Origin of the sequence: Pseudomonas umsongensis (assembly GCF_002236105.1) — a bacterium.
GTDB lineage: Bacteria > Pseudomonadota > Gammaproteobacteria > Pseudomonadales > Pseudomonadaceae > Aquipseudomonas > Aquipseudomonas umsongensis.
The window spans coordinates 21564-35744 of sequence record NZ_NIWU01000011.1; the positions used below are offsets into that span (position 1 = coordinate 21564).

The following is a 14181-nucleotide window of genomic DNA, read 5'->3' on the forward strand; positions in this document are numbered from 1 at the left end:
ACTCCCGCCTGACAAAAAAACTCGTTTACCCCTACACCAATCGGTAAAAACCACTGTCAGAGGATTCTCTTGAATTTTAAGCAGTTGCGAAAATGCCTACAGTTAAATACTGTATGCATGTACAGCTTAATAAGGATAATCCTGTGGACACCACCTCCGCCTCACCAGACACCTATGTACGCATGGGCCTGCGCGTTCAGAAAATCATCAACGGCCCAACCGCTCAAAAAGCCAGGGCAGCCCTGATCTTCCGCCTTCCAGACGAGCCCGTGGATGAATGGGAACGCCTGCTCGAAGAAATCGACGAGAACGACAACGTCACCCTCGCCCACCGCGACGATGGTGGTGTGCAGATTTTCTGGGTAGTGCCGAAGGAAGACTGAGTCGATGAGTGTCCGTTGTTTTGCCCTGCTGCTCCTGTTGTTCGCGATGGGGGCCCAGGCTGATGCGCCACGCACGTTCAGCGAGGCCAAGAAAGTCGCCTGGAAGCTGTATGCACCGCAGTCCACCGAGTTTTATTGCGGCTGTAAATACACCGGTAACAAAGTGAACCTCGCGGCCTGCGGTTATGTGCCACGCAAAAACGCCAAGCGTGCCGCCCGCATCGAGTGGGAACACATTGTTCCGGCGTGGCAAATCGGACATCAGCGCCAGTGCTGGCAGGAGGGCGGGCGTAAAAACTGTACGCGATACGACCCGACCTACCAAAAGGCCGAAGCCGACCTGCACAACCTGGTGCCCAGCATTGGCGAGGTTAATGGTGACCGCAGCAACTTCAGTTTCGGCTGGCTACCGGAGCAATCGGGCCAATACGGTTCGTGCCTGACCCAGATCGACTTCAAGGCGAAGAAAGTCATGCCCCGCCCGTCCATTCGCGGCATGATCGCCCGAACCTATTTCTACATGAGCAAGCAATATGGTTTGCGCCTGTCGAAACAGGACCAGCAGTTGTACCAGGCGTGGGACAAGACCTACCCGGTGCAAGCCTGGGAACGCCAGCGCAACCAGAGCGTGGCGTGTGTCATGGGGCGCGGCAACGAGTTCGTCGGCCCGGTCGACATGAAAGCCTGCGGCTGAACGCTAGCGGTTAAAAAAAGGCCTGGGGGCTGAACACCCCAGGCCTTTTTTTCAGCCACCCGACTGGGCCCTTACTGAGCCGTCGGGCGCTCCAGCACCAGCACTTCGATGTTCTGTTTCTTCGCCTTGATGAGCGCGGCATTTACCTGCGCCTGCTTGGCATCGGCTTCTTCCCTGGAGCTGTAAGGCCCCATCAGGATGCGAGTCTTGCCATTTTCCCTGACCACGTTGGACATGAAGCTGTGCTCGATCAGCCAGCCGCTGAGATCGCTGACGGCCTGGGGCGTTTCGCCCCGTACTTCGAGATCCCACTGTGGCCCCGCCACCTGCGCCGACGTTGCCGCCGCCGCAGGCTGCGGCTTTGGTGCCTCCTCGCGCTTGCCATCACCGCATCCCGCCAGAGCCAATACCGCGATTGCCAAGACCATTTTGCGCACAGCGTTTCCCTCTGAATGCTTAAAGCGGGGGATTTTAGCATTCATGAATACTTCGCGAGCGCCGTAAAAATGGGCGCAAAACAACGAGAATCATGGTGGCGGCCTCTGTATAGTTACACCTTGGGAATTAATGCTGTATCTGCGCGTCAGAAAGAGGCACCCAAACCGTGAGACTTCGCACTAATCTATACATAACACCGACCTCTGCACTGTCCGAATCAGGTGCCCCACGAAGCAATCAAGGAGAAGACCATGCTGATACTCACCCGCAAAGTCGGTGAAAGCATAAACATTGGTGATGACATTACGATCACCATCCTGGGCGTAAGCGGCCAGCAAGTCCGGATTGGCATCAATGCCCCCAAAGACGTCGCAGTGCATCGCGAAGAAATTTACCAGCGCATTCAGGCCGGCCTGACCGCCCCGGAAAAGCCACAAACCTGAATCCTGTCGTAGTCAGTAGCCAGCCCGTTCGCCCCGCAACGACGGCTGGCTAAAGATTCCAGCGCAACACGCCTGCGCTTTCCCTTCACTTTCTGTCAGCCGAATGTGAAACCCCGCGCCATCCCGCTCGCCACCACCATCATCAGCAACACCAGCACCGCCTCGATATGACTGACTCGTGCAAATAGCGTTGCACGCCAGGTATCGATAGCCGCGCCACGCGACCGTGCAACCCGCCATTTGATCAACGTCACCATGGGCGCAATTTCCAGTAGCAGGATAACCACCAACAACGTCATCTTGAGATGGAACAACGGCTGGCTCAGGTAGTAATCCGTGCCTTTCTCGAAACCGCCAAAGGCCCGCATGCCGCCGGTAACCAGCAAGACAAGGGCAGAAATGCCCCACATGTTGTCTGCCATCAATACATCGCGAGCCTCGCCTGCGCCGACAGCCAGGCGCCGAAAAGCCGTGCCACGCGCCAGGACAGCCCAGAATCCAAGCGCAAACGCCAAAAGATGAATCGCTGCAAGCAACCAGTGAGCCAGCATCGGGAAACTCCTGTAGAGACGTAGTCGAATCAGCCTGTCAGTAGTAGTTCATGAAACGACTGTTTGCACCCGACAGACCATTTGCTTTTCGCCGCCAACGACTCGGCTGCCCCCGCTGGAGGCCGCGTAAAATATAACGTTACAGACCTACTAGACTCCAAGACTCCAGTGCCGAAGCTCTTCAGGCACAATCCCCGACAGCAGTCACTCCTCCTAATTGACCTGAGTACACAACATCATGTGCGAATCATGTGATTCAACCTCTGCAGCAAAGATCAATGAGCGTCGTCGCTTCCTTCGCCTTGCTGGATTGGGAGTGGGAGCCTTGCTAATGGCCGGCGCAATGCCGAGTCGAATAATCCAGGCAGCCGAGAAAACCACCGCGCCGCCAAAACCCAAAAACGTCATCAGCCCGGATGAAGCCCTGAAAAGGTTGATGGCGGGCAACGAACGCTATGTCAGCGGTAATTCCGAAACGCACGACTTCAAGGATGAACGAGAAGCATTGGTTTCCGGTCAGAATCCTTTCGTGGCGGTGCTGAGTTGCTCTGACTCGCGCATCGCCCCGGAATACGCATTCGATACCGCACGGGGCGATCTTTTCGCCGTACGCCTGGCCGGCAACTTCGTCACCGACGAAGGCCTTGCAAGCCTCGAATACGGCGTGGCCGTGCTCGGCGCACCGCTGATCCTGGTATTGGGCCATGAGCGCTGCGGCGCCATCGAGGCTGGCGTTAAAGCCGTCAAGGATCACACGGTGTTCCCCGGGAAGATCCCTGCACTGACGGATGCACTCAAATCCTCTGTCGAGCAGGTCAAAGGTCGTCCAGGTGACCTGGTGGAAAACGCGACCGTGCAAAACATCAAGAACTCGATCGAACGCCTCAAGCAAGCCACGCCCCTGCTGACTGATGCGCTCAGCAAGGGCCAGCTGAAAATAGTGGGGGGCATTTATCGCCTGGCGACAGGTAAAGTCGAACTGGTTGCCTGAATCGTCCAGCCATGATTGCCATGTAGCCGATGTGAAGAGCCCAGCGCGAAGGCTGGGCTCAGGTTATTTCCTGCATTCAATCATCTTGTCCGCGAGCGCCTTGGCCCTTTCAATCAACAGATTCTGCCGGTCTTCATGCGTGACCGCGCCGACGACGGGCGCCGTTAGATGGCTTTCGGCAATCAACGCGGCGCAGAAATATTGATCCCACACAGCCTTGTGATCGGACGCCTGTCTGTTCATTTGGTCGGAGATCATATGCGACTCCTTCAGATGAGATAACACTGCCTATATTACGCCTGAATCGCAGTAGCAAGGGACGGCCGTCACTTGCAGATGGGCCACTACAAAATCCACCGCAGCAGCACGTGGCTGGCTATCCAGGAAGACGCTTCGACCATCGTCCATTGCAGCAAGAGGCAAATGGACAGGTAAGCCGCAAAGAACTTGATCATTGCCCGCCTCCCCATCATTACCCTCCCGCCTCAGTGAACCCACGAATAGTCCGGTTGCCTGTCCTGCTTTGATGCAATTGGTTGCAGGCAGTTCAATGCGAGACGAATTGGTTTTCATTTGGGCTTGGCGGGGCTGAAGCAGTTCAGTAATGCCTGGCGCTTTGGCGCTTTGGCGCTTTGGGTGCGAGTTTTGAAACCACAGCTCAAATCCCGGACAACAAAAAAGGGCCCACCTTTCGGTGAGCCCTTCTAGACCGCCCAGCAGAGCGGATTTTGTTTGGTAGGCGCGATTGGACTCGAACCAACGACCCCCACCATGTCAATGTCTGCTTGAGCAAGCTGCAAGCCCTGCTGCTCTTGGTTTTCACAGAACGCCCATTCACATCATGAGGCGTCAACAATGGCCAATATTCGCTCCCTTCCGTCCGGCAACTGGAACGCTCAGGTACGGGTAAAAGGTAAATCTCCACAGTCGAAAACCTTCAGCACCAAGGCTGAAGCACAGTCATGGGCGAAGCAGATCGAAGCCGTGACGATGGATCGCAAGCATCACACCATTTATACGTTGGGCATGACCTACTGTGAAACGATGCTCAAGGGAAAAGGCAGCTACGACCACGCACTGAAAATCGTGGAGCATCTGGGCAGGCACTTCACTCAGCCCATTCATGAAATCACGCCGCAGATGATCAATGACTTCAAGATCATGCGATTGAAGAAGGTCAAGCCGTCTACGTGCAGAACGCAACTCGCATTCATGTCGCGGTTCTACCGGTTCGCCAAACGTGGGTTGTTGATCGACATTCATAACCCTGTCAGTGACATTGCACTTCCCAAACCTGATCGCTCTTCAGACAAGGTAATCCGTGCACGTGAGCTTGAGCGACTGCTAGCGAAACTGTCTCCCACCATGCAACTCATTGTGGAACTGGCATACGAAACTGCGATGCGGCGATCCGAAATCCTGAAGCTGACCAAAGACTGCCTGCACCTTAATGACCGCATTGCCGATGTGATCGACGGGAAGAACGGCACACGGTCCGTCCCCCTCACCCACCGTGCTGTTGAAATTCTCCAACTTGCCCAACTGTGGGCCACTGTGGGACGCCACCCGAACGGCCAAGTGTTTACGGTTACACCGCACGCCGTAACTCAGGCTGTGCGTTTGGCACGCGTGAAGGCTGGCTTAGACAGCAGCGTTCGACTTCACCAACTCAGGCACACACTTTTCTTTATGCCCGCGTCTCGACTTCAGATCAGTCCGCTGAGAAACAAGTACAAGAGGTAAGGACCGCTGGCTTTGATGTGCACGCAAGTCGAGTGGTTGAAGAGGTCATCTCAGGTAGCGTGACAGCGATCGAACGCCCCGGTTTCCAGAAGCTGCTTGAGTGTATGGAAACTGGGGACATGCTGATAGTCACCAAGCTGGATAGGTTGGGTCGCAACGTCATGGATGTCCGCCAGACCGTTGAGCATCTTTGTGCTGAAGGCATCGGAGTTCACTGCTTAGTTTTGGGTGATGTAGACCTCACCTCTGCCGCTGGCAAGATGACTATGAAAGTGTTGGATGCGGTGGCTGAGTTTGAGCGGGACCTGTTGATTGAGCGTACGCAGCAAGGACTTAACCGTGCCAAGAAAGAGGGGAAAAGGTTGGGAAGGCCCGAAGCGCTAGACACGACTCGCTCGGTTCTCACACTGAAAGGCCAGGGCTGCACACAATCTGAAGCAGCAGAGAAACTCGGTATTGGCATCGCTACAGTGAAACGGCATTGGAACAAGGTAATGGTTGTGAGTGTGCCCGGAGGAAAGGCTTACACACTTGGTCAACCAAAGGCTTAGGGGGCCAGTACTCATAGTTAAGAGAGCGACCCAGCCTGACCATCCTCATAGACACCGGGCGCACAATAAATAATGAAACACAGATATTCAGACCAGATTAACGCAAGGTTTTTCCCTGCATGGAAATTGGGTATACCGCTCTTTAACAACTTAACGTTTTTAGGAATACAGCAGTCGCAGCGGCGCCTTCCGTCATCACCATGCGTTCAATTCGAACGTAACACTGGTGCGTAATGTGTTGCCGCATGAACATTGGCTGACCACCACTGACGGTCGAACCAGCATTGTGAGATTAACTATGAATCAATCACATCTGAACAAACTCATAAACGAGACCATGCACCGACGATAGCAGAGTTCATTACTTCCTTGAAGGTAGAACACTGCCGTCGATGCCGACCTGAAGTCGGTTTTAATCGGCAATAACTACTAGGAGGAACTTATGAAACAAAGCGCTGAACAGTTCAACATCAGAACAATTTACGTATACCCGGAATTTTTCGGTTTCCATCTTGACTATGTGCTGGGCCAGGAGGCGCCACTCTTCGCTCCGCCGCGAGACAGCAAGTTACTCTGTGGAGTTGGCTATGACTCATCGGAGAGACGCAAAGCCTTGGGTATGCCGCATCACGAGAAGACATGCCGTTCGTATCGCAAATGGCTCGACATGATTAATCGATGCTACAACTCCAAAGCTACTGCATATGCGAACTGTACGGTTTGCCCTATGTGGCAAGACTTCCAAGAGTTTGCAGATTGGTTTGTGAGTCAGCCTTATAAATCTGAGGCAGACATGGAGCTGGATAAGGATATTCTTGATCCGCTCAACACCATGTACTCACCGGAATTCTGCTCACTGGTTCCGAGGGTGATCAATCAGATGTTTCGAGACACCCGGAGTCAGCGAGGAGGATTGCCGATCGGAGTAACCATTGGGCCGAGAGGAAAAGACTTTGTTTCTCGTATTTCGAAACACGGCAAGCAATTTTATCTGGGAAAGTTTCGTGACATCATTGCAGCATTCGACGCGTACAAGACAGCTCATCGGGATTACTGTTACGAGCTTGCAGAGAAGTATGAAGACTTGATTGACGCTCGAGTTATTGAGCGCCTTCGTGCCTACTCTCGTCACGTTCGAGATTAAGCTGCCGTACCAAACACCGCCGCAGGCACCTGCCTGCGGTTAACACCACTCAATGAGGCTCGTGCCTATGAACTGAAACTTGAACAAGGAGAACCAACAATGCAGCACTCACTCGCTTTGAATTTGAATACGAGCACAACCAGCAGCACTGCACCTATTCACTCTTCGGGGCTGCTATCTCCGGCAGAGCTCGAAGAGCTGGATGCACGAATAGCCTCTAATGCTGACAAGTGGTTGGTCGACAATGCTCCGAAGTTGAAAGAAAGAGCCAAGATTGACCGAGAGCCCAAGAGGGCCACTGGGCGGAAACCCAAGTCCATTGATAATCCATTCTTTGGATTTTTCGGATGTACTACGGACTGGGGTCGATATCCTGCCTTTGCATTGGACACAATTGAAGGTATTGCACGGTTAGACTGGCATGACCGGGTTATCGGTGTTGGTGGCAAGTCTATGCCATTGTCCGTACGCAACCTTGTCGTGATTCTGGAAAGCCTCCCAGTTGTCACCAACGAAGCAGTAGAGGATTTGCTGCAACTCGGTGACAGACATGCCAGGCGTTATGTAAAGGCGATTGAACTGATCATTCCATGGATGATGAGTGAACGACCCCGCTCACTTTACAGAGAGATGGAAGGCATAGAGTCTGAGCCTAAGCCCTGTACATGGGACGATCAGGAGGATCTGGCCAAGCCAAGTGTTGAAGAGCTGGCTAAGTTGCATTACGACTTACGCACGCTGACGCAGTACAAGAGTGCTGAAGAGTACGACGCCGAAGAGGAAATGGGTAGTGTGTCCGCTGGCAATGTCATAGCCATAAAGGCACGACAGCAGCACCCCAAGAAACATGAAGTACTGTCACTGCTGGCGAAGAATACTCCGGTGAAGGCTATTGAGCGGGAAACAAATGTACCGCCGAAGACCATTAGGAAGTGGCGAGATGAGGTGTTCGCACTGGCAGCATAGGGGGGGGGGTACAGTTTCGGCCGCATGTATCTTAAGAGCAATCTCTCTGCGGAAGCGGAGAGATGGACTACCTCTCCGAGGGAGTCTTGCCTTTGATTAGATGTTACTTTGGAGTGAGTGCACAGTGAAGGGACTTCACGACTGTATACCCTGTAGAGAGGCGACAGCCTGAAAGTGTAGCTGGGATATTGATACATACGTATCCCCAGCAAGTGAGAATGTAAGCTTCCGCTTGAGTGGTACTATCGTCAGCGTCGCTGACAGGGGATCACCCTGAATGCTCCCGCATTCGTCTTGCACTGTAAAGTAGATCAAGGGCAACAGCGAAGCTGGATTGTGGTTATGTTTTATTGTGTATGTGCAAGACCGGAAGGTCTACGGTGTTCCCTGCGATGAACGGCAGTTCATGAGTGTAGGCGGATTGATGTATATCAATTCATCCGCCAATCTCTTTCGTGTGTAACTTCAAGGCTGCCGCCTACCATGGGATAACGTTTGAAGGGATATGCTGTTTAGAGCTCCGCTCTGTGCAACTTCACTATACGGTATTCTTCAGTGCAGAAGCGCTGACTAACCCCACAGCGGACGCTGTGAAGAGGACAAGGGCGAGGGAGCAGAGTTCCAAGGGCGAAGCACTCGTGTTAATCCCGCCATAAAGGCGAGTTCCTACAGTGTGGTAAACTATTCCCGAATTCGAAAAATCGTATTCACTCAATCTCTGACACAACTCACTCTCTGTATGAGGAAACACCCATGCTTGCGTTAAACGCTGCCTGTCACAAACTCCTGGTTGACATTCACGCTATGGAGTCCGGCCCAATTCCGCCCCATCACAACATCTCGGTTGACGGTGATGACTTCGACAACTTCAAACATCTAATGTTGGCTGGGTATGCAACTGGAGCACATTCCAGTGATGACAGAAGTGTAATTGGTTCTTACCACGGAATTCGGACAACCACAGATGGTCGTGAGTATCTGAGTCTCCACGCCTAACCATCCCGAACAGGACACAGCCGATGACTGACAATCAAAGGCTGTTCATAGGCCGTGAACGGACGTTCACAACAGTGGCGATAAACAGTGGTTAAGCCTCCTTGGGGCGGAAGCCCCGGACAACCCACCTGAAAACCAACCCGATTGTGTAGAGCATCCCGCAAGCGAGAAGCCAGAGGCATGTCGAAGTTAGCCCTAATGCCAACTGTCTCGATAACAGCGTGGATGGTTTGAGTCTGTAGTCCTCCTCTTCCTGAGCGATTGCGAGTATCGCTTTGTCGAGCGTATTGTTCTCATTGATAACGCCCGGTGAAGAGTCCGGGTATTCGGTGGCGGTCTGCATTATCTGAAGTTGCAGTTCATTCGACCTGACTTTGAACTTATGAAACTCATCGTCTCTTGCAGTCGTTGGCCATGCATCCATGGTCATCACAAACACCGCTATTCCAATGGCAACACAAGCAAGTACCCATATCCTTTGCCAACCATTCATACCGTTCTCCTTGTCCATGTAGTTCAAGCCATAATCTATGATGGCACCCCATCCCGACAGTGATAACGGAAACCTTGAGGCCCCCCCCTGTTTAATGACCCTACAGGGTGCAACCGATGACTAACAATCAAGGATTGTTACGGGACTTCAGCACATCGCCAATATCGGTGGGTGGATGTGTGGGTTCTGTGGGTTCTCGTGCAAGCCACGCCGATACGCCCCAGACGACAGCGATCCAGATCAGGCCGACTACGACTATGAGTGCGATGAGTCGCTTGAGTCTCATGAGGGGTCGCTACTTACCGGGAGCGCCGGAATGTGAGTGGTCAGAATCGGAGGTCCAACTTTGAGGATAGTTCTGTCCTGTCAGCGGGGCTCAGGGAAACCCTGAAAAAACTAGGGTAATACCCTGTTGAAACTATCGGTTTTGTCACTCGGTTGACCTGGCCACGCGTAGCAATACTCGCTACAGCCCGCATTCCATAGGGGGTTGGTTGTAATTTGCGAAGCATGGTGCGTTGTTAGCGTTGAATCTTGAGTTTTTGCACGAAATCGCCATATTTCACCCATAATCAACGAATTCGTGCAAGGTGCGAGCGGTTCATGACCGTGTACCGAAGTCAACAGCCGAATGTCCGCAAGTGTCCAACTGGTCTCAGGTTGAACTCTCCTGTTGGGCCTAGGTCATCCGACATGCAGGGCAACGCTGTTCATGGAGCACTTGGGGAGGCATTTAACGTGGACGATCAGGAGAAGCGTCATTACGCGTTGCTGAAGAAGATTTCAGCAGGAGCCGTCACGGTTGCAAGAGCTGATGATGTTGTCTTGATGGATGAGTTGATTCGTTGCGGTTACGTCACGGCGCTGGAAAGCACCTCCCTTGGTGAGCGTCATTTCTTGGATGTGCAGATCATGCCGTCCGGTGAAGACCGACTGCGGCGCCTTTCCGCAAGGTAAATCCTCTATCAAAGTAGTCTACTTGTCTGGTAGTTCGATAACGGCCAACAAGTCGCTATCAAATAACTATTGCAGATAGCTTTATGATCGTATTATCATTGTTCTATCGAAACAAACAACAAAAGATAGTCAGCCATGAACGCCCACCTTTACCTGAGAGCCAGCACCAAGGATCAAGATGCACTGCGTGCCAAGGCATCGCTTGAGGCATTCGCGGCTGACAAGAACCTGGCCCTCGCTGGCATCTACAGCGAGAACATCAGCGGCACCAAGCTCAACCGTCCAGAGTTGCTACGTCTTTTGAACACTGCCGAGAAGGGTGAAGTGTTGCTGGTCGAATCCGTAGACCGTCTGAGTCGTCTGTCGCAGGCCGATTGGGACACCCTCAAGGCCACGATCAAGGCCAAGGGTCTACGTCTGGTGATTGCCGACCTGCCCACTAGTCACATGATGGTTGAGGACAAGGGCATCACAGGCCAGATCATGGAAGTGATCAACAACATGTTGCTCGACCTGATGGCGACCATGGCAAGGCTAGACCAAGTGAAGCGCGTGGAACGCATCAAGGAGGGTCTGAAGAACAAGAGGCTCGATGACCCTGAGTGGAAGCCAGTGGGGAAGGGCAAGAACACAGCGATGTGGGATAACGTCGTGCGCTTGATGGCGAAGCACCCGGACATGTCTGCCGATGATGTGGCTAAGCTCGCTGAGTGCGGTGTTGCCACTGTCTACCGGATCAAGCGTGAGATGAAGGGATGAGACTGATACGCCTTCTACAGTGTCCACAGGGTTATTCTAGTGACGTGTCGTCACAGCTTTGACCCAGAGGAAGCACCGTTGTAGGCCGTCTATAGTGGTGCTGTAGAGCCTTGCAGCAACACCCTCAAATGAGAGTTGTTCTTATTTTGATATTCCTTAGCTTTTCAGTGACGCCGTGTGCACTTGGTTGAGCAGTTCGGGTAGAACCAAGTGTTTCCGTGCACAAGTGCCTAGGGTTATTTTCGCCGCCGAAATCTGGATCGAACCAAGAGTTGCACTGCTCTCGCGGCGCGGGGCCAAAATCCTGTGGAAAACGTCTTGGTCAGCTCCTGCATGGGAACGCTTGTTGGGTTGCCAAGATGGTTAGGGTCGTGGCGTTGATGTGGAGTTTTTCCGGGTTCGCTTCCAGATACTTCACCAGTAACCGCACCATTTGCCCATTGCTCACTCCGCTGGGAACACAGATTTGGAGTTTTGGCCCGAGGTCGTGGTTAATGCTTTTTACCAGATCGCCAACAGTCACTACGACTGCGGTGCAGTACCCGGCAGTGTAACTGGAGGATTCCGCCTCGTTGTCCGATAACACCTTCTTGCACCATTGGAGCAGCTCATTCCCTGTTGCCACTGGCGCCGCTGTTGCTGAGCCGCTTGCCAGAGTCCCCACCAGTGCAACCGCCCCAATCCATGCCTTCATGTTGAGCTCCCTCTGAGTGATCGGTGCATGCTACCGACTGCTGTGGCTGCCTGCCATCACGTCACTGGTTTGACCTAGGATGCTTCCTGAGGGATTTGAATAGGACTGACGGGGCATGGATCCTGTAGGGAGCGGTCTTGACTGGTAACATCGTCAGTTCTGTAACGAGACAAGGAGTGGTGATGACGACGCCTCACACATGGAAGCACGGTTGGGCTGATGCCTACGCCTATCGAAACGGTGCCATTGCCGAAGAGTTCCTTGATCTTGTGGTGAAGCCGTCGCTGTCAGCTCTGCGTCAAAAACACCTAGAGCTGGCGAGCAGTGATGATCTGGTGATTTCCGGTTTCATGGCTCATGACCACCGGGACCTGATCAACAAGACGAACATGGCTTTCTGTCTGTCAATCCAATCTCTCTGGGAGCAACAGCTTCGCCGCTATCTTGGTGACTGTGTTGGCTCCTTGGGAATCGAGGGTGTGACAGCCGACGAACTGGAGCATGTGCCTTGGGGTGAAAGGATCAACAAGCTGTTTCAGTACGTCCGTGGCACTGACCTCACCACCTTCGATTCGTACGCCACCCTGAACAAGCTACAACTCTTGGGCAATGCCTGCCGTCACGGCGATGGTAAGTCTTCGAGGAAGCTGTTCAAGCTGCACCCTGAATTGTGCCCTGAGCAATACCCGTCGGTTCAGTCCGTTCAATGGCGCGTTGAACTGTTGGCAGAATTTGTTGATGCCATTGTCTTGTTCTGGGTGGACTTGGAGATTCTGGGCCTGGAGAGTTTCGCCAATGAAGATACCCGCGTAGTCACTCGCATTGCCAACCTACGCAACAGTCGGGAGTCAAGGCTTGCAAGAATCACAGTTTCGTCCTAAAGCTAGGCGTCCCGTACTTAGCGTGACTGCGAGAGAGAAGAGATCGACCCCACCCCATTCAATCCTGCCAGCGGCAGGAGGCACGAAATCAGTGGAAACCCAGCCACGATCACTCCTTGGTGCTATCAATTGCGAAGTTGATAAACGCCGAACAGCAAATGAGCATTAGACGCGCATCTGCATGCGTCAAATTCGAAACATCCATGAGCGCGTGACGGATGCCATCCGCATTCGAAGTCCATCCGTAGAGAGACGAAAACGCGCTTTTCAACGCTGGATGCAGGTTATGGTGCTTTTCAAGCTCGCTCAGTGCAGAGCCGAGGGTGGCGTTCGCATTGCCAGTCAACTGCTTAGCCAACGACTCTACAGCACAAATGCTTTCCTTGATGGAGTTGCGGTAGTCCGGACTTTGTATGTCGCTTAGCATCCTGGTCGCAGAGTTTAGGTGCTCGCCAATACCCGGAAATCTGCCCCCCCTCAACATCGCTTCCTCCACAGCGCCAATTTCCAATGGCGAAGTGATCGCAGTGACGAAGCCTCCCACCACTCTGTACCCACTACCCTCACGCTCCATTGCACGGTTGAATCCGTCTAGGAGTGCAGACTTATATCGGTCCTCTACATTGGCGAGAACAAACTCCATCAAGCTATACACCCGGTGCCAGTTAAGCCCGAAGAAATCGCGCCGGAAATGTGCAAGGAATTCAGACCAATTAGTCGGGATCTCATCAATTGCTTGCTTCTTGAAGCGACCAACGTAACTCATCGCAAACGAGTGCCGGTTAGATCCTTTCACGTAGCGATAGGAGCTACCCGCCCTCGGGGAGTACCCGTTGAGATACCCAAGCAATAAGACGTTCCAGATAGCAATGCGGAGGTTGTCGCTGATCGAGTCCAGCTGTATTTGCGGCTTGAGAGGGTGGAAGCCCATTCGCTGTGAAAAATCAACATCCATGCTAGGTCTCACACTTTTATAAAGGATGGCAGTTTAGCGCCACCGAGCCGCTATCGAAACTCCCCGACACCTTGATACCTAGCGCGAGCTCGCCTCATTTGCCTAAGCACATCAGACACCTATTGGAGGAAGAATCCCGCCCTACCTCACCTATAGAATGAGCTGATATCGGCGTTCACATTGCCCAGTGTGAACGAAGCCTATATTTTGTGAACGTTCTGAAGAAATCCCGGACAACAAAAAAGGGCCCACCTTTCGGTGAGCCCTTCCAGACCGCCCAGCAGAGCGGATTTTGTTTGGTAGGCGCGATTGGACTCGAACCAACGACCCCCACCATGTCAAGGTGGTGCTCTAACCAACTGAGCTACGTGCCTGCTGTGAGGCGGCATTCTACGGAATTCCGGGAGGGTGTCAACACCTTTTTTCGAGCTAACCCTATGAATATGCAAAATATTTAATTTTGCTGCGGCGAAGAAGATTTTCCGGTGGCTGGCGGCGGTTTTTCAACTCGGGTAGGATCGACGCAATCGTTAAATTTATTA

The 14181-nt window shown here is 53.0% G+C and carries 16 protein-coding genes, 1 tRNA gene and 1 pseudogene; 11 read left to right on the forward strand and 7 right to left on the reverse strand.

Annotated elements, in window-relative coordinates; translation table 11 throughout:
* Positions 1-92: 92 nt before the first annotated feature.
* Both PSUM_RS30240 and PSUM_RS30245 read left to right on the forward strand, forming a co-directional pair.
* Positions 93-383 carry a DUF1654 domain-containing protein gene (locus PSUM_RS30240; protein ID WP_033041211.1) on the forward strand — a complete coding sequence of 97 codons (291 nt, stop codon included), beginning with the start codon at positions 93-95 and terminating at the stop codon, positions 381-383.
* 4 nt (positions 384-387) lie between these two features.
* Positions 388-1077 (forward strand): endonuclease, encoded by a 690-nt coding sequence (locus PSUM_RS30245; protein ID WP_083348725.1) that lies wholly within the window; start codon positions 388-390, stop codon positions 1075-1077.
* A gap of 71 nt (positions 1078-1148) precedes the next feature.
* Here the strand turns inward: PSUM_RS30245 and PSUM_RS30250 are convergent, their stop codons facing one another.
* Positions 1149-1514, reverse strand: a complete 366-nt coding sequence (locus PSUM_RS30250) for an SPOR domain-containing protein (RefSeq protein WP_083348724.1) — start codon at positions 1512-1514, stop codon at positions 1149-1151.
* A gap of 252 nt (positions 1515-1766) precedes the next feature.
* Here PSUM_RS30250 and csrA point away from each other — a divergent pair, with 252 nt between their 5' ends.
* Positions 1767-1958 (forward strand): carbon storage regulator CsrA, encoded by a 192-nt coding sequence (csrA, locus tag PSUM_RS30255; protein ID WP_008057174.1) that lies wholly within the window; start codon positions 1767-1769, stop codon positions 1956-1958.
* A gap of 95 nt (positions 1959-2053) precedes the next feature.
* On the opposite strand, the gene PSUM_RS30260 is transcribed toward csrA, so the two are convergent.
* Positions 2054-2509, reverse strand: coding sequence for a DUF2214 family protein (locus tag PSUM_RS30260; RefSeq protein WP_020799085.1), 456 nt, complete (start codon positions 2507-2509; stop codon positions 2054-2056).
* A gap of 238 nt (positions 2510-2747) precedes the next feature.
* Between PSUM_RS30260 and PSUM_RS30265 the strand changes: the two genes are divergently transcribed.
* Positions 2748-3500: a carbonic anhydrase gene (locus tag PSUM_RS30265; protein WP_083348723.1), complete on the forward strand. Its 753-nt coding sequence runs from the start codon at positions 2748-2750 to the stop codon at positions 3498-3500.
* Positions 3501-3563: 63 nt separating this feature from the next.
* Here the strand turns inward: PSUM_RS30265 and PSUM_RS30270 are convergent, their stop codons facing one another.
* The gene (locus tag PSUM_RS30270) at positions 3564-3758 is read right to left on the reverse strand and encodes a hypothetical protein (protein WP_020799087.1); all 195 of its coding nucleotides are present in this window, start codon (positions 3756-3758) and stop codon (positions 3564-3566) included.
* A 597-nt stretch (positions 3759-4355) separates the two neighbouring features.
* On the opposite strand from PSUM_RS30270, the gene PSUM_RS30275 reads away from it, so the two are divergent.
* The 4 genes and pseudogenes from PSUM_RS30275 (at position 4356) to PSUM_RS30290 (ending at position 7904) form a co-directional block, all read left to right on the forward strand.
* Positions 4356-5243, forward strand: coding sequence for a tyrosine-type recombinase/integrase (locus PSUM_RS30275; RefSeq protein WP_225441897.1), 888 nt, complete (start codon positions 4356-4358; stop codon positions 5241-5243).
* Positions 5174-5794 (forward strand): annotated as a pseudogene (locus PSUM_RS30280) (recombinase family protein); the annotation flags it as partial. The gene PSUM_RS30275 and the pseudogene PSUM_RS30280, both read left to right, overlap by 70 nt.
* A gap of 442 nt (positions 5795-6236) precedes the next feature.
* Entirely contained in the window at positions 6237-6938 is a 702-nt protein-coding gene (locus PSUM_RS30285; protein ID WP_083348722.1) for a hypothetical protein, read from the forward strand.
* Between the two features lie 99 nt (positions 6939-7037).
* Positions 7038-7904, forward strand: a complete 867-nt coding sequence (locus tag PSUM_RS30290) for a hypothetical protein (RefSeq protein WP_083348721.1) — start codon at positions 7038-7040, stop codon at positions 7902-7904.
* 1087 nt (positions 7905-8991) lie between these two features.
* On the opposite strand, the gene PSUM_RS30295 is transcribed toward PSUM_RS30290, so the two are convergent.
* Positions 8992-9393, reverse strand: coding sequence for a hypothetical protein (locus PSUM_RS30295; RefSeq protein ID WP_083348720.1), 402 nt, complete (start codon positions 9391-9393; stop codon positions 8992-8994).
* A gap of 693 nt (positions 9394-10086) precedes the next feature.
* On the opposite strand from PSUM_RS30295, the gene PSUM_RS30300 reads away from it, so the two are divergent.
* Positions 10087-10350 carry a hypothetical protein gene (locus PSUM_RS30300; RefSeq protein ID WP_083348719.1) on the forward strand — a complete coding sequence of 88 codons (264 nt, stop codon included), beginning with the start codon at positions 10087-10089 and terminating at the stop codon, positions 10348-10350.
* Between the two features lie 135 nt (positions 10351-10485).
* Positions 10486-11109 (forward strand): recombinase family protein, encoded by a 624-nt coding sequence (locus tag PSUM_RS30305; protein WP_083348718.1) that lies wholly within the window; start codon positions 10486-10488, stop codon positions 11107-11109.
* Between the two features lie 322 nt (positions 11110-11431).
* Here the strand turns inward: PSUM_RS30305 and PSUM_RS30310 are convergent, their stop codons facing one another.
* Entirely contained in the window at positions 11432-11803 is a 372-nt protein-coding gene (locus tag PSUM_RS30310) for a Rap1a/Tai family immunity protein (RefSeq protein WP_083348717.1), read from the reverse strand.
* 182 nt (positions 11804-11985) lie between these two features.
* Between PSUM_RS30310 and PSUM_RS30315 the strand changes: the two genes are divergently transcribed.
* Entirely contained in the window at positions 11986-12684 is a 699-nt protein-coding gene (locus PSUM_RS30315; RefSeq protein ID WP_083348716.1) for a hypothetical protein, read from the forward strand.
* A gap of 109 nt (positions 12685-12793) precedes the next feature.
* Here PSUM_RS30315 and PSUM_RS30320 read toward each other — a convergent pair whose 3' ends face one another.
* Both PSUM_RS30320 and PSUM_RS30325 read right to left on the reverse strand, forming a co-directional pair.
* A complete protein-coding gene (locus PSUM_RS30320; protein WP_093935848.1) occupies positions 12794-13639 on the reverse strand; it encodes an AbiJ-NTD4 domain-containing protein in 846 nt (281 codons plus the stop codon).
* Between the two features lie 297 nt (positions 13640-13936).
* Positions 13937-14013 (reverse strand) — tRNA-Val (locus tag PSUM_RS30325).
* Between the last annotated feature and the right edge of the window lie 168 nt (positions 14014-14181).

Coding starts and splice junctions, on each gene's coding strand:
- PSUM_RS30240 (WP_033041211.1), top strand. CDS start 93: ATGCCTACAGTTAAATACTGTATGCATGTACAGCTTAATAAGGATAAT.
- PSUM_RS30245 (WP_083348725.1), top strand. CDS start 388: ATGAGTGTCCGTTGTTTTGCCCTGCTGCTCCTGTTGTTCGCGATGGGG.
- csrA (WP_008057174.1), top strand. CDS start 1,767: ATGCTGATACTCACCCGCAAAGTCGGTGAAAGCATAAACATTGGTGAT.
- PSUM_RS30260 (WP_020799085.1), bottom strand. CDS start 2,509: ATGCTGGCTCACTGGTTGCTTGCAGCGATTCATCTTTTGGCGTTTGCG.
- PSUM_RS30265 (WP_083348723.1), top strand. CDS start 2,748: ATGTGCGAATCATGTGATTCAACCTCTGCAGCAAAGATCAATGAGCGT.
- PSUM_RS30270 (WP_020799087.1), bottom strand. CDS start 3,758: ATGATCTCCGACCAAATGAACAGACAGGCGTCCGATCACAAGGCTGTG.
- PSUM_RS30275 (WP_225441897.1), top strand. CDS start 4,356: ATGGCCAATATTCGCTCCCTTCCGTCCGGCAACTGGAACGCTCAGGTA.
- PSUM_RS30285 (WP_083348722.1), top strand. CDS start 6,237: ATGAAACAAAGCGCTGAACAGTTCAACATCAGAACAATTTACGTATAC.
- PSUM_RS30290 (WP_083348721.1), top strand. CDS start 7,038: ATGCAGCACTCACTCGCTTTGAATTTGAATACGAGCACAACCAGCAGC.
- PSUM_RS30295 (WP_083348720.1), bottom strand. CDS start 9,393: ATGAATGGTTGGCAAAGGATATGGGTACTTGCTTGTGTTGCCATTGGA.
- PSUM_RS30300 (WP_083348719.1), top strand. CDS start 10,087: ATGCAGGGCAACGCTGTTCATGGAGCACTTGGGGAGGCATTTAACGTG.
- PSUM_RS30305 (WP_083348718.1), top strand. CDS start 10,486: ATGAACGCCCACCTTTACCTGAGAGCCAGCACCAAGGATCAAGATGCA.
- PSUM_RS30310 (WP_083348717.1), bottom strand. CDS start 11,803: ATGAAGGCATGGATTGGGGCGGTTGCACTGGTGGGGACTCTGGCAAGC.
- PSUM_RS30315 (WP_083348716.1), top strand. CDS start 11,986: ATGACGACGCCTCACACATGGAAGCACGGTTGGGCTGATGCCTACGCC.
- PSUM_RS30320 (WP_093935848.1), bottom strand. CDS start 13,639: ATGGATGTTGATTTTTCACAGCGAATGGGCTTCCACCCTCTCAAGCCG.